16 protein-coding genes and 1 pseudogene are annotated in these 23,779 nt (G+C 42.8%); 2 read left to right on the top strand and 15 right to left on the bottom strand.

All coding sequences use genetic code 11. The features are described 5' to 3' along the window. Position 1: 1 nt before the first annotated feature. Both RG608_RS09160 and RG608_RS09155 read right to left on the bottom strand, forming a co-directional pair. Positions 2 to 610, bottom strand: a complete 609-nt coding sequence (locus tag RG608_RS09160; RefSeq protein ID WP_268687508.1) for a hypothetical protein — start codon at positions 608 to 610, stop codon at positions 2 to 4. Between the two features lie 104 nt (positions 611 to 714). Beyond that, positions 715 to 1,386: a PoNe immunity protein domain-containing protein gene (locus tag RG608_RS09155; protein WP_308946881.1), complete on the bottom strand. Its 672-nt coding sequence runs from the start codon at positions 1,384 to 1,386 to the stop codon at positions 715 to 717. Between the two features lie 123 nt (positions 1,387 to 1,509). On the opposite strand from RG608_RS09155, the pseudogene RG608_RS09150 reads away from it, so the two are divergent. After that, a pseudogene (locus RG608_RS09150) lies at positions 1,510 to 2,094 on the top strand (transposase); the annotation flags it as partial. Between the two features lie 536 nt (positions 2,095 to 2,630). Here the strand turns inward: RG608_RS09150 and RG608_RS09145 are convergent. The 3 genes from RG608_RS09145 to RG608_RS09135 all read right to left on the bottom strand — a co-directional run bounded on the left by RG608_RS09145 (position 2,631) and on the right by RG608_RS09135 (position 5,875). Continuing rightward, positions 2,631 to 3,524, bottom strand: a complete 894-nt coding sequence (locus RG608_RS09145; RefSeq protein WP_002924421.1) for an alpha/beta hydrolase — start codon at positions 3,522 to 3,524, stop codon at positions 2,631 to 2,633. A gap of 135 nt (positions 3,525 to 3,659) precedes the next feature. Beyond that, positions 3,660 to 4,628 carry an alcohol dehydrogenase catalytic domain-containing protein gene (locus RG608_RS09140; protein WP_308946880.1) on the bottom strand — a complete coding sequence of 323 codons (969 nt, stop codon included), beginning with the start codon at positions 4,626 to 4,628 and terminating at the stop codon, positions 3,660 to 3,662. A gap of 2 nt (positions 4,629 to 4,630) precedes the next feature. After that, on the bottom strand, positions 4,631 to 5,875 hold the full coding sequence (locus tag RG608_RS09135) for an MATE family efflux transporter (RefSeq protein ID WP_268687550.1): 1,245 nt from the start codon (positions 5,873 to 5,875) through the stop codon (positions 4,631 to 4,633). An 88-nt stretch (positions 5,876 to 5,963) separates the two neighbouring features. On the opposite strand from RG608_RS09135, the gene RG608_RS09130 reads away from it, so the two are divergent. Further along, positions 5,964 to 7,343: a PLP-dependent aminotransferase family protein gene (locus tag RG608_RS09130; RefSeq protein WP_002930724.1), complete on the top strand. Its 1,380-nt coding sequence runs from the start codon at positions 5,964 to 5,966 to the stop codon at positions 7,341 to 7,343. A gap of 127 nt (positions 7,344 to 7,470) precedes the next feature. Here RG608_RS09130 and RG608_RS09125 read toward each other — a convergent pair whose 3' ends face one another. The 10 genes from RG608_RS09125 to RG608_RS09080 all read right to left on the bottom strand — a co-directional run bounded on the left by RG608_RS09125 (position 7,471) and on the right by RG608_RS09080 (position 23,648). Next, entirely contained in the window at positions 7,471 to 8,064 is a 594-nt protein-coding gene (locus tag RG608_RS09125; RefSeq protein WP_002930725.1) for a hypothetical protein, read from the bottom strand. 125 nt (positions 8,065 to 8,189) lie between these two features. Next, positions 8,190 to 8,720 carry a hypothetical protein gene (locus tag RG608_RS09120; RefSeq protein ID WP_002930726.1) on the bottom strand — a complete coding sequence of 177 codons (531 nt, stop codon included), beginning with the start codon at positions 8,718 to 8,720 and terminating at the stop codon, positions 8,190 to 8,192. Between the two features lie 154 nt (positions 8,721 to 8,874). Beyond that, positions 8,875 to 12,405, bottom strand: a complete 3,531-nt coding sequence (locus tag RG608_RS09115) for a pneumococcal-type histidine triad protein (RefSeq protein ID WP_002930727.1) — start codon at positions 12,403 to 12,405, stop codon at positions 8,875 to 8,877. A 9-nt stretch (positions 12,406 to 12,414) separates the two neighbouring features. Further along, positions 12,415 to 13,353 carry a metal ABC transporter solute-binding protein, Zn/Mn family gene (locus tag RG608_RS09110; RefSeq protein WP_268687509.1) on the bottom strand — a complete coding sequence of 313 codons (939 nt, stop codon included), beginning with the start codon at positions 13,351 to 13,353 and terminating at the stop codon, positions 12,415 to 12,417. A 284-nt stretch (positions 13,354 to 13,637) separates the two neighbouring features. Continuing rightward, complete coding sequence (gene carB, locus RG608_RS09105; protein WP_308946879.1) at positions 13,638 to 16,817, bottom strand: carbamoyl-phosphate synthase large subunit; 3,180 nt, start codon at positions 16,815 to 16,817, stop codon at positions 13,638 to 13,640. A gap of 23 nt (positions 16,818 to 16,840) precedes the next feature. Next, positions 16,841 to 17,917: a carbamoyl phosphate synthase small subunit gene (locus tag RG608_RS09100; RefSeq protein WP_227963548.1), complete on the bottom strand. Its 1,077-nt coding sequence runs from the start codon at positions 17,915 to 17,917 to the stop codon at positions 16,841 to 16,843. 115 nt (positions 17,918 to 18,032) lie between these two features. Continuing rightward, positions 18,033 to 18,950, bottom strand: a complete 918-nt coding sequence (locus tag RG608_RS09095; protein ID WP_308946878.1) for an aspartate carbamoyltransferase catalytic subunit — start codon at positions 18,948 to 18,950, stop codon at positions 18,033 to 18,035. 107 nt (positions 18,951 to 19,057) lie between these two features. Beyond that, positions 19,058 to 20,341: a uracil-xanthine permease family protein gene (locus RG608_RS09090; RefSeq protein WP_049547679.1), complete on the bottom strand. Its 1,284-nt coding sequence runs from the start codon at positions 20,339 to 20,341 to the stop codon at positions 19,058 to 19,060. 8 nt (positions 20,342 to 20,349) lie between these two features. Then, positions 20,350 to 20,868, bottom strand: coding sequence for a bifunctional pyr operon transcriptional regulator/uracil phosphoribosyltransferase PyrR (gene pyrR / locus RG608_RS09085; protein ID WP_002904664.1), 519 nt, complete (start codon positions 20,866 to 20,868; stop codon positions 20,350 to 20,352). 233 nt (positions 20,869 to 21,101) lie between these two features. Next, positions 21,102 to 23,648: a pneumococcal-type histidine triad protein gene (locus RG608_RS09080; RefSeq protein WP_308946876.1), complete on the bottom strand. Its 2,547-nt coding sequence runs from the start codon at positions 23,646 to 23,648 to the stop codon at positions 21,102 to 21,104. Between the last annotated feature and the right edge of the window lie 131 nt (positions 23,649 to 23,779).

The following is a 23,779-nucleotide window of genomic DNA, read 5'->3' as shown; positions in this document are numbered from 1 at the left end:
TCTATTCTGTAGGTTGTTCTTCAGAATTTTGCTGTTTCAAGTCTTGCAAGGATTTATCAACCACCTTCTTAATCGTCTCATCATCAGCTCCAGGGATATGGTAATGAGAGTTACTATTATCACTACTGGAGCTTTCCGTTTGAGCACTTTCTTCAATGGCAGTTGATAAATTAGACATAGAAGATGTTGATGAGGTAGATGTTGCCTCATTAATCTTAAGTGCATCGTTTAGCTCTTTATAATTAATCTTCTGTTGCTCAACAGGTCTATAGAAGATTGCAAAGGAGAGAAGCAAAGCTAAAGTTGCACCGATACCTGCTAATGTTCTTTTGCTAACCTCTGCTGCAGGAACTTTTACTCCTTTTGTACTAAGATCTTTCCATTCAGGATGCTCTTCTTCCATCGCTTTTTTCTGTTGCCAAAAAGGAACAAGCAGAAAATGATTGACAGGTATGACAGACGCCATGGCTGTTGCTAAAAATGGGATAAATCTGGAAGAACTAATTATTAGCATACAATCTAGTATGGCAAATAAAATGAAAAGGAAAATCACTAAAGCCAGTCGAACCCTATACTCCTTTTTAACCTGTAAATATTTCTCTTGGGACATCTTAAAACCTTCCTTATTTTTAGTTTCATTTGTAATTTTTAATAGAGATAGTCAATACTTCTCTAAATCGTTAATGCTATCACTTAATCATCTCTTTGTAGACTTTAGACTTCTGCACCCTCAGCAACCAAATCATACAGGAAATACTGAACACCTTCCAATTCCCTATAATCCAACCCCTTGAGCTTGCAGAGGGCACCTGACTCAAAGGACCAATAACCATAATAATTATCAATATTCCGCTTATGCAAATCATACCAACCTGTATCCCTATGTCCTGGATACCATTTCTTAATTATATATTCTTTGAGCAGTTTGAGAGCCTGTTCAGCATTCTCTTCTTCAATAATTTTTCGAGTAAAGCCATAAGGTCTTGGAAAATTATAGTTTATATGAATCTTCCAATCTGGATGACGTGATTGAATCAAGTAATCAATCAAATAATCCTCTGGATCATCTTTTTTAACCAAGTCTACTAGCTGATTAAAAATCTCTTCATCAATTTCTAACAGAAGACCAATAGAAAGCGCCCAAACCATTTGAAGATAGCCAGAATTGCTATGCCAAACTGGAAGCAGACTGTTGACAAAGTTAATATATTCCTCCTTAAAATCTTCAAGAGGATAACCAGCTGTATATGTAGCTAGCATATTCTTTTCTTGATAAATAGATATATCTTCTTGAGTTAGTTTAATAACTTCGTCAGTTGGACGTTTATAAGGATTAATTCCTAGTTTAAATTGATTTAACTCTTGTAGCCATTCCTTAATCATCATTGGTAGTGTAAAATAAGTTGTGTAAACACAAAAACTAATAAATCCGTTATAGTAGAGTTGCGAAACATTACTAGAAAGAGAATTATTCCTATGACACAGTTTACCACAGAATTGCTTAACTTCCTAGCCCCAAATGAAAACAATGCTTCTTGGTCCACCCTATTAGACAATCTTCAAAACCAAGGGGTTCAACAGGTTTCTCTTGTAGTGACCGATGGCTTCAAGGGGCTTGAGCAGATGATCAGTCAGGCTTACCCATTAGCTAAACAACAACGTTGCTTCATTCATATTAGTCGAAATCTGGCTAGTAAAGTGAAACGAGCAGATAGAGCGGTTATTTTGGAGCAATTTAAAACGATTTATCGCGTTGAAAATTTAGAAATGGTAGTACAAGCTTTGAAGGACTTTATCGCTGAATGGAAGCCAAAGTATAGGAAAATAATGGAAAGTTTGGAGAATACGGGTAATCTTTTAACTTTTTATCAGTTTCCCTACCAGATTTGGCACAGCATTTATTCGACAAACCTCATTGAGTCTCTCAACAAAGAAATCAAACGTCAAACGAAAAAGAAGGTTCTTTTTCCTAACGAGGAGGCTCTAGAACGTTACTTAGTTACTTTGTTTGAAGATTATAATTTCAAGCAAAGTCAACGAATCCATAAAGGGTTTGGCCAATGTTCTGACACACTTGAAAGCTTATTTGATTAACACTCCATAACTCTACTAGAGTGTTTACACATAATTATTGACAGTATCAACAGGAACCTAACCATCTCTTATAAAATGTCATTGTATTCATACTTAAATATAATAAAAAATCTTTATTAAGAGATTAAAGGGGCTGTCTTAAAACGATAAGAATATAAAAAAAGCAGGGCAAAGCGAATTCCTGAGGAAGCCCGTTTGCGGCTGCTTTTTCTTTTTAACGATTATTCACTTTCATGATGAGGACGAGGTTGGCAGTATCTTCCTTGCCTTCATTTTCATATATGGCACAGTGCGCTGCTGTCTTATCCCAGTCTTGAAAACTGGGCCGGCTTTCTAGCCCAATTTGGCTTTCTGTTGGTCATTCCGCTGTTGGAAGCTTACAATGGCCGGCGCGGCTACTCCCCACTCTGGGTTAAATGGGGCTTCTACGCTTTTCATCCCATACACATCAGCCTGCTCTGGCTTATCCGTTTTATTCTTTTAGGACATTAAAAACGAGACTTTGACAATACATCAAAGTCTCGTTTTTTGATTCTTTAATTTAAAGCTAATACCTGATTGATAAAGTTCATGCATAATTTTTTCCAAATTGCTAACTCTTCATAATCTGAAAATTCTGCCTGTGTATTTCGATTAATGACAGATAAGCCGTGTTCCCCCATCGCAAACATGTGCAATTCGTATAAAACAGCCTTATCTTTTAGTTTTTTAGCATAGTCCAAGAGAGCATTGTTATAGATGCAGTCGTCATTCTGCATGCCCCAAATGAAAGTGGGAACGGTGTCTGCAGAAATATGTTCTATCGGACTGTGTTCTTGTAGATTTTCTCTGGTTAACTCTTTACCCACAACTGTTTTCAAGGCCCCAGTTAGAAAGTCTAGTTTGGGCATGGGAGATAACTTGGTTGGCCGCTGATTATCTGGATCTGCCACAACACTATCATACTGATGGTTAAAGTCTAATAAGGGATAAGATAAAACTACTAAAGTTGGTCTTATTTTTTCCTTTGGATAGTTAAAATAGTCTTGCAAAATAGACTCATTCCAGCGATTAGCTAGGGAGGCACAGTGGGTAGCACCTGCTGAAAAGCCAATAAAAATGATTTTATCTGGATCAATATTCCACTGCTGCGCTTTCTCTCTTGTTATCAGCAACATTTTCGCTAAATCATAGAGGGGAGCTGGGTAGCTACTATCTTTGCCGACTGTATAATCAAGCGTAATAGCTTGAAAGCCTTTATTAAGAAAATAAAGGGCTGCCGGCTCTTTTTCACGATCTGTTACTTTAAAGAAACCGCCCCCACCGCAGATAATCACAGCCGGACGCGGATTATGATTCTTAATATCTGGCGTTTCCTCCACTAGATAGGTTGTATAAGTGACAGAGCTTTTATCAGCTCCTGACCAAAGTTCGTGTGTATTAATTTTCATGAGAATCCTCCTTAATATAAGATACAAAGCCCGTAAAAAGCGACTAGGATTTTAGGCAAGTGACGCCGGCTGCTTGCAGACAAGAAGCTTGGTCTAAATCTCTAAATCCCAATCTTTTAGGGTGTGTTCCGTTATTTACGGTACTAAGACAATTTTTCGCCTTTCTTTTTTATTATCCAGTAATCGGTGAGCCTCTGCTGCTTCATCAAAGGTCTTAATAACAGTATCATCTTCTAAAAGTCGGCCTTCTTTAAAGGCATTATTCACAAGTCTTCCTGCCATTTGCAATTGTTTTAAGTTGGCTTGGCTGATAACAAAGCCTCTGATTTGCTGACAGTTCATATAGAATTGTCGGGCATCAAAGGTACTCTCCCGAGGAGTTGTTATGAGGGTTATGGCACCCTTTAAAGCCAGCAAATCAATATTAGTCTGTAAAGCTATTTCCCCAGAAGTGTCAATAATATGATCAAAGCCAGCTGGAAATTGCTCCGTCAGCTTTTGAAAAAGCTTATCATCACGGTAATCAAAACAAGCAGAACTCCCAATTTGGCCTAATTTTGAAAAATCCTGATAGTTAGAGGTCGTAACAACCTTTGCACCTGCTTCATGGGCAAGGCAAAGCAGTTTGCTGCCTACATGGCCTGCTGCCCCTTCAATTAATAAGGTTTGACCTCTTGCCAGCTGCATAATATCCTGCAAAACGATGGCCGCAGTCGCAGCAGAGTGAACAGCTCCAATTAGTCTTACTGGATCGGCTCCTTCAGGAACTGAGAAAAGCCTTTCTGCCGGGATCAAAGCATATTCGCTAGTGACCCCCTGCCTGCTATCATAACCCATACTATTGGTCCAGACTAAATCACCAGCGGCAAATTGGCTAACGTCATCACCAACGCTGACCACCTCGCCAACAGCACCCCGACCGAGAATATAAGGTTGAGGCAATTGAGTCTGATAAAGTCCCGAGCGAATAAAGGTATCAACATAATTGACCGAGACTGCCAAAACTTTGATGAGAACTGTTTTAGGTATCACCTCTGGGACAGGCAAATCACCAATTTGGATGACTGAAGGGTCTCCCTGCTCATAAATGTAAACTGCTTTCATTTCTACTCCTTTCTCTCAATGTGTTTTGAAATATTAGTAAAATAAATTAGTCTCATTAAAAAGCCTGCAAACCAGCCAAAAGGGGCTGCCAGCCAGATACCGTTAAAACCTAGTTTTGTATGAGATAAGCAGACAGCTAACGGAACCTGCAGCAGACAAAAGGTGGTGACTGAAGCAATCAATGGCAATAAGGATTTTCCATATCCCAATAATAGACCATTTAGCACCTGCATAGCACCAAAAACAAAGTAAAAAATAGATACAATTCGTAGATAGCCTTCTCCAATCTGAACAATTGCCTTCTGACGATTAAAAATAGCAATAAAATGAGGAGCAAAACTGTAAATAAGTCCAGAAATAGCAATCGAAATCCCCAAAGTTATTATTAAGGCGCTCCTGCCTCCTTTTGCTATCCGTTTTTGTTCACCTGCCCCTTTATTTTGAGCGGTAAAATTCATAAGAGCCTGACCTAAATTAATAGCAGGCATTTCTGCAAAAGCATCTACTTTGGAAGCGGCAGTATAAGCAGCAATCGCATTTGCTCCAAAGCCATTGACTAAAAATTGGATAACCAAAAAACCTAAACTGATAAAAATTTGCTGTAACATAGCAGGAAGCCCGATAGCTAAAGAAGTCTTTAAAACGCTGACTTTCCACTTTAAATGAAGAAGATTGGGAGCCAGTTTAGGATAATATCTGTACATGTAGCGCAAACAGACTATAAAGGAAAAGACCTGTGCAAGTACGGTTGCCAGAGCGGCACCAACAACACCATAAGTGAAAAATTTTATGAAAATGACGTCTAACAAAATAGTTTGTAAATACGCATCTGCATCAGATAGCAGGCTGGCTGGAACATTCAAGTGTTCTAAAAGAACAGGAGAGTAAAGTAGACCTAAGACCATTAAAAAGAAAGAAAACAGACTAATAAAAATAATATTTGTGTCAACGACTTCTTTCATATTTTGATTTCTTTTAGCGCCATAAAGTTGGGAAATAATAACACTTGCACCAATAGACATCCCTGTAGATACTGATATTGTCAACGCTAATATTTGAGTACTAGAACCAACAGCAGCAAGGGCTTCAGCTCCCAAAAGATTACCAACGATAACAGTATCTGTAATATTATAAAGCTGCTCAAATAAGTTTCCTAAGAAAATAGGGAGGGCAAAAACAAAAAGCGCTTTTAATTCACCTCCCTTTGTTAGGTCAGTCATTTTAAACTCCTTTAAAAATGATATAATAAAGCATACAATCCATACAATTATTATAAAGGAAAACTCTTTAACGGGGACCGATAAGATTGTATGACAGACAATTTAAGGAGAGCCTATGTCTATTAATTCATTTGAAAATTACCCTATGACTTGGAAACCTGACAGAAATTTACTAAAAACGCCCCTATATTTTCATTTAGCCCAACTCTTAGAGCAAGACATTAGGGCAGGACGCTTGTCTTTTGGAACTCAGCTTCCACCGCAGCGAGAATTGGCAGATTTTTTAGATATTAATTTAAGCACTGTTACAAGAGCATTTAAAATTTGCATGCAAAAAGGGCTCATTCATGCTGTAATCGGCAAGGGGACTTTTGTCTCATCTCAGCCTCCTCTTCCTTTATCATCCTTTAAAAAGGATGAGACTTGTATCCGCCTCAGTGTCTTATGCTCCTATTATCAACTGAATCATATCGTATCTGATGTATCTAGAAAATTGATGCAGAGCCAATCAGTTGATCAATTATTTGAATTTGATGCCAGTCAAACGGAACAGGAGCAAAAGCAAAAATTGACTGCTCAAAACTGGCTACAAAAATTTCAAGTCCAAACTTCTGTCAACAATATCTTGCTGACCGATGGCACCCAGAACGCTTTAGTCATCGCATTTTTGACTCTCTTTAAAGCTGGCGATAAAATTGGAGTAGACACTTTTACCTATACAAATTTTATAGCTCTTGCTAATCAATTTCAGATTGAACTGGTACCTTTAAAAAGCGATAAAGAAGGAATACTCATTCAAGATTTAGTAAAAACACTCAAACAGCAGAAACTCAAGGCCCTTTATTTGGTTCCTACTTCTAATAATCCAACCACTGTTAGCCTGTCTTTGAAGCGCCGAAGACAGTTAGCAGAGCTTATTGTTAAAAATCATCTTTTGCTGATAGAAGATGATACTTATGCTTTTATAAATGCTAAAAACACACCACCTTTTGTTCAGCTCATTCCCCAGCATACAATCTATATCCACGGACTGTCCAAGTCTTTATTTGCTGGTCTGCGTGTGGCGTATATGGTTGTTCCTAGCCATTTGCAGCCTCAATTTACAAAAACTGCTGACACTCTTAATACTCATATCCCCTTGCTTGATGCTAATATCGTCAGCGAGCTAATTGTCAGCGGTAAAGCCGATGAGGTTATTGAAAGAAAAAAAGCCTTAGCTAAAGAACGCAATGCTTTGTACCGTCAGTATTTTCCAAACTCTGCTGCTGCCAATCCTTATGTTTTATTTCAATGGTTGCCTTTGCCTGAACACATAAATGGGTATGACTTTGAAGAATTGGCCAATAAAAACGGTGTGGAAATTTTATGCGCAGAACGCTTTCTGGTAGGAGGAGCAGAACAATCAGCTCTTCGTGTAGCCACCTGTTCACCAGATACGACAGAAGAGTTAGAACAAGGACTTAAGTTACTAAAAAAGCTGCTGCCTCTTGTCTAGTATCAGAACCCAAAAAATGCTTCCTAAGTTTTCTTTGATGATTTTATTCACTAAAATAAAAATGTGGTGTTAAGCGTGCTATCTTCACTTCATATTCCTCCCCCATCTACAATAATTTCTTTTCAATCTACTTGATAATACTCAACAAAATTTTCTTCTTACTTTTAGAGTTTTGAAGATTTTCAAAGATATTCTCATCTTGGGAAATTATTGTAAATAATTTACTTAATTTTTCATAATTTATATTTTCTGCATTGTTCATAATTTCTATTGTAGAATCAAGGAGCTCTCTCAACAAAGTATAGTCAATTTTCGAGATAAAACTAAAAACTTTGTTATTATCAACTTTGGAAAAATCAAATGTCAGATTAATTAATAAAATTAAGTCAGATAGCAATTGATTTTTTAATGATTCTGCCATACTATTTTCAAATTCAACCTTGGCTACCAATCTATAGTTGGTCAATGAGTACTTAATTTCAGAAAAATATGGAAGTTCCAGATACTTAGCTAACAAGGTTAGTAATTCTTCATAAGATCGTTGACTTGCAATTTTTATAACATGAAAATAGTACTCTTTTAACTCTTCTATTAATAGAGGATTTTCTAATAGAAATTGTTGAAATGTATTTATCAACAGTTTTTTTGCTCGAGGAATATTTATTTGTGGTAAATGAGTAGATACATGCTGTAAATTTTTAAATTTTCCAAATTTCATCATTTAATATTTCCTTTCTGGACTCTTCCTTTGGCTTGGAGGAAGAAAAGAATTGTTTTTTTAGATAAACAAAGCTACAAAAGCTACTAGTAAGACAGCTATCACTAAAATAAATAGTTTTCTTTTATTCATTTATTGACCTCTTCCTCTTGTCCGACCGACGAAGCCTCAGATTGAGTATCTCCTTGACTGTCGCTGGTGCTCGCTGAACTATCCGATTTTGGAAAATCCAAACTATACTCAGTTTCTGTACTAATCGCCGGAAGATCAACATCTATTATCTCCTGATTTTGAACAGGATGATAAGAAGCGAAAAAGGCCCAAGCCATATAAACAAAAATGGCTGGATATACAATCAGATGTTTTCCCCAAAAATTCCCAGAAGCTTCAGTACCTCTTGTAGACATTCCTTTCAATTCTGGATACTGATTCTCGTATTGTTTCTTTTTTGTCCAATACGGCCTTGATATAACAACACCTGCAAACACAACTAAGCCAATTGAAACATTTTCAAAGATTAGATTCCTAGATCCTGAATGAATCAAAATAAAGGATAGAATAGCTCCTGTAACGGCCGTTAGCAAGAATATAAGGCGGCTATAAATAGCTTCTTTTTTTACTCTAAGATATTCTTTGATGGGTAGTTCTTTTTCTGTCATGACGACAATCCTTTCATCTATCAGTCTCTGTTTATTTTAACACAATATCAATCAAATAAGTATAGGCTTGTGTAAATCAAAAACGAATGACGGTCTTAGACTTGGCTTGGTCTTCATCATTCGTTTTATTCTTGTTTTGCATCAAAATGTAAGCTTAGTTAATCTGAACAGTTTTCAGCTGTCCGTCAGTTCCTGTAAAGCTGACGCTTCTGGTTGCTGGATTATAGTTGAAAGTCTCTGGGCTGACACCGTAGAGCTGAGAAAGTTCCTGCAATTTCTGGTTGAATGCTTCCTCTGTCATGCCAAAACTCGCTGCTAAGCTTGATTGACCAGTTGGATTTGCAGCTGTCGAAGCTTCTGCTGGTTTGTCAGATTGGTTTTGAGCTGCTTCTCCAGTGGCAGATTCGGAAGGTAGATTGCCATTTTGCGCCGTTTCTGGAACACTGCTGCTGGCTGGCTGACCAGAAACAGCTTGTTCAGCCGGTGCTTTCAGGAACCCTTTTTGTACCGCATAGGCATCTGCTGCTTGGCGCTCAGTTTCTGACAAGTCCTTCTTGTAAATATAGTGCTCATGATCCAGATGAGCTACCCGATAGCCTTGCTCATCCGCTCCGACCATATCCTGCAGATTAAAGTGATAGTCATCATCTTCCTTATGCTGAGAATGAGACTCGTTTGTTTCCTTAGGATGGACGAGTGACTGCTGAAAGGCCAAAATTTCCTTCAGCAGCTCTTTCTTGTCTGTAGCTCTCTGTCCAAGCTTATCAAAAAGCTGGTCCAGCTGCTGGTATTGCTGCTCACTTCCTTGATTCTTTTCCAAATACTGATGGATAGACATGAGCAGATTATAAAGCTGTTGATAAACTTCCTGATTTTCCGTATTAGCTGGCTCTTCCTTTTGCCCAGCAATGGTCCGGCTCATCTGGTCCAAAAGCTTCTGACTTGCTGCCAGCAGAGCTTGCTTATCTGAGCTACTGCTCTTTAATTCCTTGCCTAATTCCAAGATTTTAGCTGTATAGTCTGCCCGACTGTTTTGGTCCCTTATTTCTCCTAGCAATTCCTGCGCTTTTCCAAGGAAGACAAGGGCTTGAGCGCTCTTCTCGCTATCATCCGAGGTGCCAAAATCATCATAAATACCTTTCAAAAAGTCATAAATCATGGCCTTATAGGTTGGCTGATCTGGCTCTCCCTGATCCAGCTCTGTCTTTTCAGAGGATGGAGAAGGCTGACCGCTAGCTAGGGCAGCTGCAATCTCTTTTTTAGTTTGATAGAGAGCAGGGAAAAGCTGCTGGAGATTGGTCGCTTCTATAAAGGCTTGAGACTTATAGAGAGTCAAGGTCAGCCCAGCTGCTTTTCTTCGCAGCTCAGGGCTCAAACGCCCATCCTCCAAAGCTTGGTAGAAATAACGAATATAATCAACCGCTGTGACGCCTGTCCGATCATGATAATCTTCTAAAGCGGATAATACTTGTCCAAGCTCTGCCATTTCAGCTTGATTCTGGCTGGCATATGCCTTTTGCAGACGCTGCAGCAAGTCAGCTTTCTTCAATCCATAGCTATCCGTGTCAAGTCGGTTCATTCTCTCCAAAAGTCCTTGATAGGTCTTGTCCAGCTCGGTCTCTTGGATTGGCTTGACCGTTTGATCCACATGGATAAACTGCTTATCAAAGTTATCCAAACTGTTCAGATAACCAGCTGTTGAGTTGCTAGGAAGCTTCTTCATAGTTTCCACAAACTGTCCCAAAGCTAGCTCAATCCGCCGCTGCATAAGAGGATCATCGGCATAAAGACGCTGACTGTCCGCTTTTAGCCTTTCTACTTTCTGCAAAACAGCAGCCTCATCATAATCGCCCTGCTCATACTTAGATTGAATCTGAGGCAGACGATTTTTCAAGGCTGCTGCTGCGCCCTTGGACTGGATCTTGATATAGTGGTTGTGGTCGCCATGAGGAATGACAAATTGACCATTTTCTACCTGCAGACTGTAAGGCGAAAGACCTGAGCGCAAGGCTGTTGTGTAGAGCTCATTCATGAAGTCCAGCTCTGCATTACCCGTTACCAGAGGAATGCGAACATGCTCCTTGCGAACAGCATAGGGGTGGATATGAGTCGGATCGTAGGCTTGATCAGGGTTATTAAAGACAAAGAAGCCATTTGAGATGCGAACCGCCTCCTTGGGAACGCCATAAGTTTGGGAGATATAAGCAATCTTCTCCTCATCGCTGGCATCGCGTGAATAGCGTTCAGCGTCATTGACTGCTGCAGACGGTTTTACTGGTTGCTGCTTGGCCAAGACTTGCTCCGCTGCTTGAATCTGTTCAGCAGTCAAGTCTTTCTTGTAAAAGTAATGAGCATGATCTCCATGCGATACCATGTAGCCTTGGTCGTCCTTGCCAATGACAGCCTCCGCATGGAAACCATGGTCGTGATCAGGCTGTGACGGTAGCTGAGGCTTCAAAGCTTGCAGTGGATCTCCCAGAGGCTGGTAAGTATAACCAATAGGAATCAAGCGGGCAATCTTAGCTTCCAAGTCTGACAGCTTGTCATAAGGAATGAAATGATGATGGTCTCCGTGGGGAATAACGACTCCATTTTCTGTCCGACGGCTGATTTTCAGCGGATCAAACACCACGCCGTCCCCTTCATGATAGCGCTGAGATTGAGGCAGGGCATAGAGTTGCTGCAGCAAACTTGGCAATGATGGCTGAGATGGTTGAGACGGATTGGACGGACTCGGCTGAGTAACCGCTAAGCTAGGACTTGGCTGCTCAATCTTTGAATGATTTGGCAGCTGTGGAGACGGATTTGAGACGGCTCCACCCTGATTGACAGCACTATTCTGATTCCAAGCATTGGAAGAAGCAATCGTCCTGCCGTAGTTAGGGGGATTCACTCGTCCGCCGGCCTGCCTGCTATTCCAGTAGCTCTGAGCTGCTGCCAATTCCGCCGGCGACAGGTCGCTCTTAGGAATATAGTGAAAATGCCCGCCATGCGGCACGATAAAAGCATCGCCAGTATCCTCGATGACGTCAGAGGGACTGAACGTATAACCATCATCCGTTTTATATCCCCCTTGCCCTTGGTGGGAAATTCCTGCAAGGTCTGCTGTCGTCTTTCCCGCAGCTAAGGACTTGCTAGGTTGACTGAAATCGCGAGTTCTGCTTGATTTTGTAGTGGAAGATTTGCCACTATCGCCTTCTTCCTTGGTCTTATGCAGCTTCTTCTGTCGTGCAATCTCATCTACCGAGCGGACATTACTGGTATGCTTGGCATCCTTGAGGTAGAGATAATACTTCCCATCTAGCTTGATGATATAGCCATCCTTGACCTCATTGACTATATCTGCTTCCTGCAGCGTGTAATTAGGATCTCGGATAATCAACTCTTCGCTGATAATAGCATCAAAAGGCACCTTTCCATCAAAGTAATGATAATGGTCTCCGTGGGAAGTGACATAGCCCTGATCCGTGATTTTCACGACGATTTGCTCTGCTTCAATACCTTCCTCATCATTGATTTGGTCAGATGTCAAATTTTTATTTTTATCAGTCTTGTCATCCGAAATATAGGCTACTTTATTATCTTTGGACTGAGTTCGGGGCTGAGCTTGCCATTGGATAAGCCCGTAAGTTCCGAAACCAAGAGCTAATACAGCAGCTGAAGCAAGGAAATATTTCTTTTTCATGGTTTTCCTTTATCCTTTCAAATCTTTAGCTAAAACGGCTAAATTTTTTTCTAAATTTTCTAAATAAGATAGTTGGTTAGCTGGGTCTGCTTCCAGAGGATTCAGCTCCTTGATTTTTACACCGGTCGCCTTGACCAAGGTTTGAGCCACTTTGGAAGAAGCATTGCTTTCCACAAAAATGGTCTTCACCTCGTGCTCCTTGACAAAGTCTTCTATCTCTGTCAGCTGGCGCAGACTAGGCTCCTGCTCCGGTGAAATACCAGCAATGCCCAACTGGGTCAGCCCGAAGCGCTTGGCCAGATAAGAAAAGGCAGTATGCTGGGTGACAAAGGTCTTGTTGGGCACTTTATCAAAAATCTTCTGATAGCGTTCTGTCAGTTTTTTAGCCTCTTCTTGAAATTTTCGGGCATTGGCCTGATAAGTCTCCCGATGGTCGCTATCCAGCTCTGATAACCTGTCGGCGATAATCTGAGCTTCTTCCGCAGCCTTCTGAGGATCCAACCAGGTATGGGGGTCATAGAGCGTCTTCTCATCCACTCCCTCTCCCGCTTGGACATCTTCCAAACCAGCGACTCGATCCAGCTCCATTCCCTGAGAAGCCTCAAGGACTTGAACCTTGGAATTCTTGAGACTAGGATTCAGCTCTCCAGCCCAGGACTCCAAAGTCCGTGAGTGATAGACAAAGACATCTGCATCATAGATGGCTGCCACGTCATTGGCTGAAGGCTCAAAATCATGAATACCGCTGCTAGACTGAATCATGCGCACGTCATTCAGATCGCCCGATATGGTCTTAACCATGGAGTAAATAGGATAAAAGCTGGTTACGATCTTCAATCCTTGCGACGGACTGGATGGACTGGATTCCTTTTGAGACTGACAAGCCCCGAGACACAAGGCCAGGGACAGCAGGCTAAGGCATACTAAGATTTTTGAAGCTCGTTTCACAATATCTCCTTAACTCATTATTAACCAGTTTATTAACTGGTTAATATCATACACTTTGTCAACTTCTTTGTCAAGTTGTTTTAAGAAAATAAAGCAAAGTGGAAGTAGGATTCTTTCCCACTTCCACTTTGCTTTTAATTTCAATATATTTGAAACATTATTTGCTATTACTATTCAATGACAGTATAAGCTTGGACAGATGCATTTTTCAAGCTTAACTGTATAAGATTACTTTTCCGACTTCCAGACTGTCAAATGACAATCTGGAACTGAAAACTCCATCTCTATATCGCTTCTGTAGTGAAACTGCGACTTTCCAGCACCTTCAGCATGGCATCAGCTGTGTCCAAGGCTGTGAAGAGGGGCACTCCGTGCTCAATAGCTGAGCTACGGATAATTTGACCATGCTTGTCAGCTGTCCGCTTGGTTCCGACTGTGTTGATAATAGCCTGAACCTTGCCCTTGCGGATATAGGCTGGGATGTCCTTGTGATCATCACTGCCGATTTTTTCCACCAGACGGACGTGTAGGCCATGATTTTCAAAATAAGAGGCTGTTCCCTTTGTTGCCCAGATACCATAGCCAATATTGGCAAAACGCTGAGCCAGCTGCAGGGCTTCTTCCTTGCTGTCATCTGCAATAGTAAAGACGACATTACCAAAGTTTGGCAGATGGAGATAGGAAGCCTCAAAGGCCTTGTAGAGCGCCTTTTCAAGCGTGCGATCACTGCCCATGACTTCGCCGGTAGACTTCATCTCAGGTCCCAAAAGACTGTCAACCTTGGCCAGCTTGGTAAAGGAGAAGACTGGCGCCTTGATATGAACCATGGAACTTTCTGGATAAAGACCGTCTTCATAACCCAGCTCTGCCAAAGTTTCCCCAAGAATCAAACGAGTCGCTACTTGCGCCATTGGAATATCGGTCACCTTGGACAAGAAAGGAACAGTCCGGCTGGCACGCGGATTGACCTCAATGACATAGACCTGCTCATCTTTGATGACGAACTGAATATTCATCATGCCGATACAGTTGAGTCCCAGAGCCAAACGTTTGGTATAGTCTGCAATAGTATCCTTGACTTTCTGAGATAAGGTTTGCGGCGGATAAGCCGCCATGGAATCCCCTGAGTGAACCCCTGCCCGCTCGATATGCTCCATAATCCCAGGAATCAAGACCTGACGGCCATCTGAAATGGCATCCACCTCGCACTCATCCCCAACAATGTAAGAATCAACCAAAACCGGATGGTCTGGACTGGCCTTAACCGCTGTCCGCATATAAGAGCGTAGATCCGCTTCGTTTTCTACGATTTCCATGGCACGGCCACCCAAGACATAGGAAGGTCGCACCAGAACAGGGAAGCCAATCTTACGAGCAGCCTCTACTGCTTCCTCTTCATTAGTGGCCGTCTGACCCGGCGGCTGCGGAATATCCAGTTCCTTCAGCGCTTGCTCAAAGAGATCCCGATCCTCAGCCCGATCCAAGTCCGCTACTTGAGTACCTAAGATCTTCACACCAGCCTTGGACAAAGGCTCTGCCAGATTAATGGCTGTCTGACCGCCAAACTGTACGATAACCCCCTTAGGCTGCTCCAGCTCAATAACGTTCATGACATCTTCAAAGGTCAACGGCTCAAAATAGAGCTTGTCAGAGACAGAAAAGTCGGTCGATACAGTCTCCGGATTGCTATTCATGATAATCGCTTCATAACCAGCTGCCTGAATAGCCTTTACAGAATGAACCGTCGCATAGTCAAACTCGACTCCTTGCCCGATTCGGATAGGACCAGAGCCCAGCACCAGAACAGATTCCTTGCTGGATTTGGCAGATTCATTTTCAAAACCATAGGTAGAGTAGAAATAAGGCGTCGCAGACTCGAACTCAGCAGCACAGGTATCGACCATCTTGTAAACCGGAACAATCTTCTGCTCCTGCCGGATGCGACGCACCTGCTCAGCTGTCATGTCCCACAAGGCAGCAATCTTAGTATCCGCAAAGCCATTTTGTTTGGCTTTCTTGAGCACATAACTATCTCCGATATGACTGGCCAGCTCCTGCTCGATTTCGTAAATATGGAGCAGCTTATCCAGGAAAAAGACATCAATCTTAGTCAGCTCAGCAATTTCATCTGGGCTGTAACCACGACGAATAGCCTCTGAGATATAGAAAAGTCGGTCATCTTGCGCCTTGACAATCTTCCTCATCAGCTCATCATCACCTACTTGGCTGAGATCAGGCAGCTCATTGTGGTCCACACCAACTTCCAGAGAGCGGCAGGCCTTGAGCAGACTCTCCTCAATATTGCGGCCAATAGCCATGACTTCCCCCGTCGCCTTCATCTGGGTTCCCAGACGACGCTCACCCTGCTCAAATTTATCAAATGGAAAGCGTGGAATTTTAGCGACCACATAATCCAGAGCCGGTTCAAACATGGCATAGGTAGAGCCTGTTACCGGATTGATGATTTCATCCAATGTAAGCCCGACCGCGATTTTCGCCGCCAGCTTGGCAATCGGATAGCCAGTCGCCTTTGAGGCAAGGGCTGATGAGCGGGAAACCCGCGGATTGACCTCGATGACATAGTATTTGAAACTATGCGGATCCAGAGCCAGCTGCACATTACAGCCGCCCTCAATCTTCAGCGCACGAATAATCTTGAGACTGGCGTCCCGCAGCATCTGGTATTCATAGTCTGAGATAGTCTGACTAGGCGCAAAGACGATTGAATCCCCTGTGTGAATGCCGACTGGGTCAAAGTTTTCCATATTACAGACGACTAGCGCATTGTCGGCGCCATCCCGCATGACTTCGTATTCGATTTCCTTAAAGCCCGCTATAGATCGCTCGATTAGACACTGAGTAACAGGAGAAAGTTTGAGGCCGTTTTCTGCGATTTCCTGCAGCTCTTCTTCATTGCTACAGATACCGCCGCCAGTTCCTCCCAGTGTAAAAGCCGGACGGACAATGACTGGATAGCCGATGCCAGCCGCAAATTCCAGCGCTTCATCCACTGTATTGACAATTTCTGACTCAGGGATGGGCTGGCCTAGCTCTTCCATCAGCTGCTTGAAGAGATCCCGGTCTTCCGCTTGGTCAATGGCCGACAGCTTGGTTCCCAAAAGTTCCACTCCCAGCTCTTCTAAAAGTCCTGACTTGGATAGTTCCATGGCCATATTGAGTCCGGTCTGGCCACCCAGAGTAGGCAACAGAGCATCTGGCCGCTCTTTACGCAAAATCCGCGCAACAAACTCCAGCGTGATTGGCTCGATATAAACCCGGTCCGCAATTTCCTTGTCCGTCATGATGGTTGCTGGGTTAGAATTAACCAAGACAACACTGTAGCCCTCTTCTTTCAAGGACAGGCAAGCTTGAGTTCCTGCATAGTCAAACTCCGCAGCCTGGCCGATGACGATAGGACCAGAACCGATGACCATAATTTTCTGAATATCTTTACGTTTTGGCATAGTGCACCTCTCAATCTTGCTTCCTAGTAAGCCTGATGGGCATCCATCATTTCCATAAACTCATCAAAGAGATAGTCTGCATCATGCGGTCCCGGCGCAGCATCTGGGTGGAACTGCACAGAAAAGGCAGGATAATCCCGATGTCGCACACCTTCGACGGACTTATCATTGATTTCTTCATGAGTCACAATCAGGCATTCCGGCAAATCCTCACGACTGACTGCATAGCCGTGATTTTGACTGGTAAAGTCAACTCGGCCTGTCGCAATCTCACGCACCGCATGGTTGAAGCCACGGTGGCCGAACTTCATCTTATGCGTCTTGGCACCGTTAGCCATGGAGAAGAGTTGATGTCCCATACAGATTCCGAAAATTGGAATTTTGCCCTGAACACCACGAATCATGTCCAGAGCCTCCGGCACATCTTCTGGATTGCCCGGTCCATTGGACAGCATGACGCCGTCAGGATTGAGCTGGAGAATTTCCTCAGCGCTAGTATCATAAGGCACCACTGTCACGCTGCAGTTTCGTTTGGCTAACTCCCGCAGGATAGAATGCTTGAGACCAAAGTCCACCAATACCACACTGCGACCCGTTCCTGGAGCCGGATAGGACTGCTTGGTAGACACCTGCTTGATGTTATCAGTCGGTAGAACAGTCGCCTGCAGCTGGTCTTGCAAATGCTCAATACTATCATCCGCATTGGCAATGGTTGCTCGCATGGTTCCATGCTGGCGGATAATCTTGGTTAGTGCCCTTGTATCAATTCCCGAAATGCCTGGAATCTTCTTGATTTTGAGGAACTCATCCAAAGACAATTGCTGGCGCCAATTGCTGGCACGACGTGCATACTCATAGACCACCACTCCCTTACAAGTCGGTAAAATGGACTCATAGTCATCCCGATTGACACCATAATTTCCAACCAAGGGATAGGTAAAAGTCAAAATCTGGCCGTTATAAGACTGGTCCGTAATCGATTCCTGATAGCCAGTCATGCCTGTGTTAAAGACGATTTCACCTGTCACAAAAAGATCCGCTCCAAAAGCTTCCCCTTCGAAAATCATGCCGTTTTCTAATATTAAAAGTCTCTTTGCCATTGTTCCCTCCTGTCCAAGATGCAGACTGCCTGTCGACCCTCCACATAAGATATATAATAATAGGGAGTGGGATTGCTTCACACAGCTTCACCCACTCCCGGCCTACTGTCCGAGATTATTGACGGCCTTTCAGAACTGCTTCGATAATAGCCATTCTGACAAAGACGCCGTTGGTCATTTGTTCAACGATACGTGATTTTGGTGCTTCGACCAGATGATCCGCAATTTCTACATCGCGGTTAACTGGAGCCGGATGCATCAGAATCGCAGTATCTTTCATGCGGTCATACCGCTCTTGAGTCAGACCATGCAGTCTGTGGTAATTTTCTTTAGAAAAGATGGACTCGTAGTCATGACGCTCATGCTGCACGCGCAGGAACATCATGACATCCACTTGATCAATCACCTCATCAATAGTGACAAACTTACCATAGTCCGCAAACTCTTGGCTCCGCCATTCTTCAGGACCAGCAAAGTAGAGCTCTGCACCCAAGCGCTTGAGAATTTGCATATTTGACTTGGCCACACGCGAATGGTCCAAGTCACCAGCAATCGCAACCTTAAGTCCTTCAAAGCGACCAAACTCTTGATAAATGGTCATCAGGTCCAGCAAGCTCTGACTAGGATGCTGACCAGAACCGTCTCCTCCGTTAACGATGGAAGTCGTAATTGTTGGACTTTCAACTAGCTCTTTGTAATAATCTACTTCTGGGTGGCGAATGACACAAACATCAACGCCGAGGGCAGACATGGTCAGGATAGTGTCATACAAGGTTTCTCCTTTATTGACCGAGCTGGTCTTGACATCAAAGTCCAGAAGATCGCAACCCAACTTCAACTCTGCTACCTCAAAGGCCTTGTGGGTCCGTGTAGATGACTCAAAGAAAAGGTTAGACACGATATGCTGCTCATTATAATGGACTTTAGCGCCATTTTTAAATTCGATTCCGCGTTTAATCAAGGCCATAACTTCTTCATTTGACAGAGTTTCCATAGAAACAAGGTTCTTAAGAGCGATTTGATTGGATGACATGATGTAATTCTCCTTTTTGAAAGAATGAGGGCTTCCAGAGTGCTGCAAGTAAAGTCGCTCTGAGAGCAAGCTATTTTTGAACGAAAGTTAATGATTTATCGCCTAGCTCAATCCTTGGGCTCAGGCAGGACAAGATAGAGGACAATTCCCAGAATAGTTGACAAGGCAACTCCTGAGATTTGCAGACCCGATAGCTGCAAGGTCAGACCGCCGATACCAGATACCAAGATGACACTGGCAATCAAGAGATTCTTTTTGTTGTCAAAGTTGGTCTGTGCTTCAATCAGAATCTTGAGCCCACTTGAAGCAATTACTCCGAAGAGGGCGATGGAAATACCACCCAGCACAGGACTCGGGATGGATTGGAGCAGGGCTGAGACCTTGCCCACAAAGCTCATGACAATAGCCAGCACTGCTGCACCAGCAATGACATAGACACTGTAGATTTTATTGAGCGCCATGACTCCGATATTCTCTCCGTAGCTAGTCACGGGCGGTGCTCCGAAAAGCCCTGCAATAATCTGAGCCAGACCATCACCAGTCAAGGTCTTGTCCAGTCCTGGATCCTTGAAGAAGTCCTTACCTGTCAAGCTATTCAGCACCATGACATGCCCGAAGTGTTCTGTCATGGTTACAAAGGCGATAGGCGCCATAGTTAAAATCGCACTAGGGTAAAATTTCACATCGTAGTCCAAGAAAGGCAGACTCATAGGCGGAAGGTGGAACCAAGATGCTTCTCCTACCTTGGCAAAAGACACAATTTCCTGCCCAGTCACAGCCCCTAGAATCAAGCTAAAGATGTAGCCGACTATCAAGCCCAGCAAGACTGGAATGATTCCCACAATCTTCTTACCATAGATATTAAAGAGGATGACTGCCAAGAGAGTAACCATACCGATAATGAAGTAGGTCAAATCATAAACCTTTTCGCCATTAGCTACAGTCTTGTTCATCACATCGCTAACAGCTGTCCCAGCCAAGCTCAGACCGATGACCATGATGATGGGGCCAACTACTACTGGCGGCAACACCTTATCAATCCAAGCATTGCCAGCAAACTTAACAATCAGTGCTACAATAAAGTAGACCAAACCACCAGTGATGGCTCCCTGTGCAACCGCTCCGATACCATCTGTCTTCATCAGCATCTGCATGGCTGCAATATAAGCAAAGCTGGATCCCATGTAGGCTGGAATCTTGTATTTGGTAACAGTCAGATGGGCCAGTGTTCCCAGACCGCTGGAAAAAAGAGCTACCGCTGGGTCAATTCCAACCAGAATTGGCACCAAGACTGTCGCCCCAAACATGGCGAACAAGTGCTGAAAGGATAGCCCTAAAAGCAAACCTGGCTTTGGCATATCATGCACATCATACTTAACATCTTGACTCATTTAGCTTATTACTCCCCCATAATCAACACGCGATCTTGACCGTCAGTTTCAGTCATCTCAACGATAATCTCCTCAGTTTGGCTAGTCGGAATGTTCTTGCCAACATAATCTGCCCGAATGGGCAGCTCGCGGTGGCCACGGTCAACCAAGACAGCCAGACCAACCCGAGACGGCCGTCCATGACTGACCAGATTGTCAATAGCCGCTCGGATAGTTCTTCCTGTGTAAAGAACATCATCAATCAGGATTACTTGACGGTCGGTAATATCCACTGGAATCACTGTCGTATCTTCCTCAACCTTGATATCATCGCGAAAAGGCTTGGTGTCTACTTCTGCGACTGGAATATCGATATTCTCCAACTGAGCCAATCGCTTTTGAATCCGGTGAGCCAAGTGAACCCCGCGGGTCTTAATCCCAGCCAAGACCACTTGGTTTAAGTCCTTATTGCGCTCGATGATTTCATAGGTAATCCGCGTAATCGCGCGATTCATAGTGATGTCATCGACAACTTCTTTTGTTTTCATTCTTTCCTCCTCAAACAACAGAAAAAGTCTCCTTATTACAAGGAGACTTCAGAAAAATCTAGTCAGGCAAGCTAAAACAAGACGCACTTGCTTACACTCCACCCATCTTTTTACTTGCTCCTTGTCTATCTCTCTGGATAGAATTAAAGGATTATTTAATTTTTTATACTATATCACAAATTCAAAACTATTTCAAGAAAAAATTGTATTTTTTCTGCTTGACTGGGTAAGGATTAGTGACTAGCCTCTTTCTCCGCCTTTTCCTTATCTTTTGGATCCTTTTGATTTTCTTTGTTTTCTGCTTGAGCTAGCTCATCTTTTAATTCAGGCTTTTCAGTAGTTGGCAATTCTTCTGATGATGGCTTAGAAGAGTTTTCTGGATTCTCATCACGATTGTTTAACTCTACTTCAGAAGATCCAGTCGGACGCTCATTATCGTTTGAAGTAACTTGGACGCTGGCTTCAGCTGAGGCTGGCTTATCGGATGCTGGATTCCCTTGGACATCTGCATTATTAGGCTCACTTTGCTTAGGCTCTTCCTTCTTTTCGTCCTTTGCATCAGCAGGCTTATTATTGTCAATGCTGCCCCCCTGAACATCTGGAAAATGCTGCGCCAAGGCTTTCGGAATTTTATTTTCATTCAATTCAAGCTCTTCTTTAGGGATGTGATTGTCGCTGACATTGATATAAGTCACCGTCTTATTTGATTCCTTCAGCGCTAAGGTTGTGATTTTATTCTTGTTGACAGCCAGATTATCTAAAGCCCTAAACTGATTAATTCCTTCCAAGTTTTTCAGCTCATTCTCACCCAAGTTTAAATTCTTCAAGGAAGACTGAGCAGCAGGAGTGTCTAAAGTTTTAATCTTGTTTTGACTTGCGGACAAGGTAACTAAGTTCTTAGCAGCTTCAACTCCTGTCAGCGAAGTCAGACGATTGCCATTTAGGCTTAGAGTTGTCAGATTTGGATTAGACTTCAGGAAGTTCAAGCTCTCAACATTGGAATTATCAGCTGTTAATTCTTCCAGATGGGAAGCTTTGAGGGTATTGAGATTTAAGTTTGGATTGTTGGATAAGAAAAGCCTTGTTAAATCTTCTTTTTGGCTCAGAGCAGAAACATCTTGCAGTTGATTGTGCTCTAAACTTACCGCTTTTAATTTTGAAAGCTTGGTCAAAGCAGAAATATCTGAGATATTGTTGTAGTCAAGGTTCAATGACTCCAGATTTTTCAGCTTCGCCAAAGGTGAGATATCGGTAAGGTCATTTCCCGCTGCTGCCACTGTTTTGAGGTTCGGATAATCTTTCAAAAAAGATAAATCAGTGATGCCATTCTGGGAAATGTCCAAGCCTTCCAAGGTCGGAATTTCTTTTAAGAAATCATAGTTGGTAACGCCTGTCTTTGTCATCCACAGCTGTTTTAAATGTTTAAATTGAAGCACTGGTCTGATGTCCTTTATCGGAGTAAAGCCAATCCCCAGAACTTCAATATTTGGCATCAGTTCCAAGCCTTTTCTTTCCAGCGGATCTTTGCGCTGGCCGATATTTAGATACTTCACAGTTGCCAGCCAGGCTTTCATCTTTTCCGTATCCGTCTCATCTGATGGGAATGGGGTATCTGCCGTAGCATGTAAAATATCTTCAATGATCTCATCATCAAATCCTAGAGTTTTCAAGGTTGCCATACCAACTGCGTCATGAGCGTGCGGATTTCCATGAGGGTCAAAATGCTTGGTCGTATCAATCTCACTGACCAAGGTTGAATGGCTGTGGTCGCCATGCGGATAGATAAATACCTTTCCTTTATCTGTATCGCTCACTTGAATCAAGCTTTCATCAATTCCTAATTGCTGAGCCAAATAGGCCTTTTTCTTAGCAATTTCTTTTTCCTCGTCTAATGGATTTGGCGCAGGATCAGGTGTCGGAGCTGGTGCTGGCGCTGGCAACGGTTCTGGTGAAGGCTGTGCTTGCCCTTGCCGGCCATAGTAGGCATCTTCAGCAGCTTTCTTATGTTCCGCTGGAATCAATGACTCCCAAGACGAACCAATCAGCTGCTCATAGGGGATGAAATGAGTATGACCATTATGATCTGCCAGCAAGCCAGTAGCCAACTTGCCGGTTACCCCTGTGCCTCTAAATAAGAATCCATCACTTGTAGGATAATCAATCCCAGCAAACTGGCGTTTAGTTGTCCCTTGCTGCTGGGGAACAGACGGCCTAAGCGTTGGCTGATCAACAGGTCCAGTAGTATTGCTAGACGGCGTTGGACGATAACTCGGTGCTTGTGCAAGATTACCCACTGACTGCTTCAAAATATAATGAAAATGATCCCCGTGACGCACAACATAGCCGTATTGGTCTTCCGACACAATGTCTCTAGGATTAAAAACATAGCCATCATCAGCAATGCTCATTTGATTTGCCAGCTGACCTGAGCCCGCAGTCACTTGCCCATCTTTTGGTATCAGATAGGCCCATTTACTATTCTTTAGATCAGAATAAAAAATAAAGTGTGTATGGCCATCATGCTCTAAAATCAAACCTTCACTAGTTCTAGCTTTAATTTGAGACTCGCTTTTGAAGAGAAAACCATCATCCGTCGGCTTATCAACACCAGGAACTTGTCCTTTTTTGGTCGCCTTGCTTTTCTTCTTCACTTCTTGCTTGGTCTTAACCTTATACTTACTTTTTTCCTGTTGAGACGGCTGAGACTGACAAGCCACCAAGCAAAGGTTACAAGCAAGAATGATTCCTGCTAGACCTAACAGTTTCTGATTGTGTTTCATTTTTTCCTCCTGTTTATTTAACCAGTTAATAATTAACTAGTTAACTATATCATACAAATCTGATATTGGCAAGAAAAAATCGAAGCAATATAAAAAAAACAGAGCAAATCTGTTTTTCATCTACAAGTACA

Source organism: Streptococcus sp. IsoGale022 (assembly GCF_031142805.1).
GTDB classification, from domain to species: Bacteria; Bacillota; Bacilli; order Lactobacillales; family Streptococcaceae; genus Streptococcus; species Streptococcus sanguinis_A.
This window is presented reverse-complemented; position numbering and strand designations above follow the sequence as displayed.

Bases quoted from the DNA above. Each gene is read 5' to 3' on its own strand.
- RG608_RS09160 (WP_268687508.1), bottom strand. From the start codon at position 610: ATGTCCCAAGAGAAATATTTACAGGTTAAAAAGGAGTATAGGGTTCGA.
- RG608_RS09155 (WP_308946881.1), bottom strand. From the start codon at position 1,386: ATGATGATTAAGGAATGGCTACAAGAGTTAAATCAATTTAAACTAGGA.
- RG608_RS09145 (WP_002924421.1), bottom strand. From the start codon at position 3,524: ATGAAAATTAATACACACGAACTTTGGTCAGGAGCTGATAAAAGCTCT.
- RG608_RS09140 (WP_308946880.1), bottom strand. From the start codon at position 4,628: ATGAAAGCAGTTTACATTTATGAGCAGGGAGACCCTTCAGTCATCCAA.
- RG608_RS09130 (WP_002930724.1), top strand. From the start codon at position 5,964: ATGTCTATTAATTCATTTGAAAATTACCCTATGACTTGGAAACCTGAC.
- RG608_RS09125 (WP_002930725.1), bottom strand. From the start codon at position 8,064: ATGATGAAATTTGGAAAATTTAAAAATTTACAGCATGTATCTACTCAT.
- RG608_RS09120 (WP_002930726.1), bottom strand. From the start codon at position 8,720: ATGACAGAAAAAGAACTACCCATCAAAGAATATCTTAGAGTAAAAAAA.
- RG608_RS09115 (WP_002930727.1), bottom strand. From the start codon at position 12,405: ATGAAAAAGAAATATTTCCTTGCTTCAGCTGCTGTATTAGCTCTTGGT.
- carB (WP_308946879.1), bottom strand. From the start codon at position 16,817: ATGCCAAAACGTAAAGATATTCAGAAAATTATGGTCATCGGTTCTGGT.
- RG608_RS09100 (WP_227963548.1), bottom strand. From the start codon at position 17,917: ATGGCAAAGAGACTTTTAATATTAGAAAACGGCATGATTTTCGAAGGG.
- RG608_RS09095 (WP_308946878.1), bottom strand. From the start codon at position 18,950: ATGTCATCCAATCAAATCGCTCTTAAGAACCTTGTTTCTATGGAAACT.
- RG608_RS09090 (WP_049547679.1), bottom strand. From the start codon at position 20,341: ATGAGTCAAGATGTTAAGTATGATGTGCATGATATGCCAAAGCCAGGT.
- pyrR (WP_002904664.1), bottom strand. From the start codon at position 20,868: ATGAAAACAAAAGAAGTTGTCGATGACATCACTATGAATCGCGCGATT.
- RG608_RS09080 (WP_308946876.1), bottom strand. From the start codon at position 23,648: ATGAAACACAATCAGAAACTGTTAGGTCTAGCAGGAATCATTCTTGCT.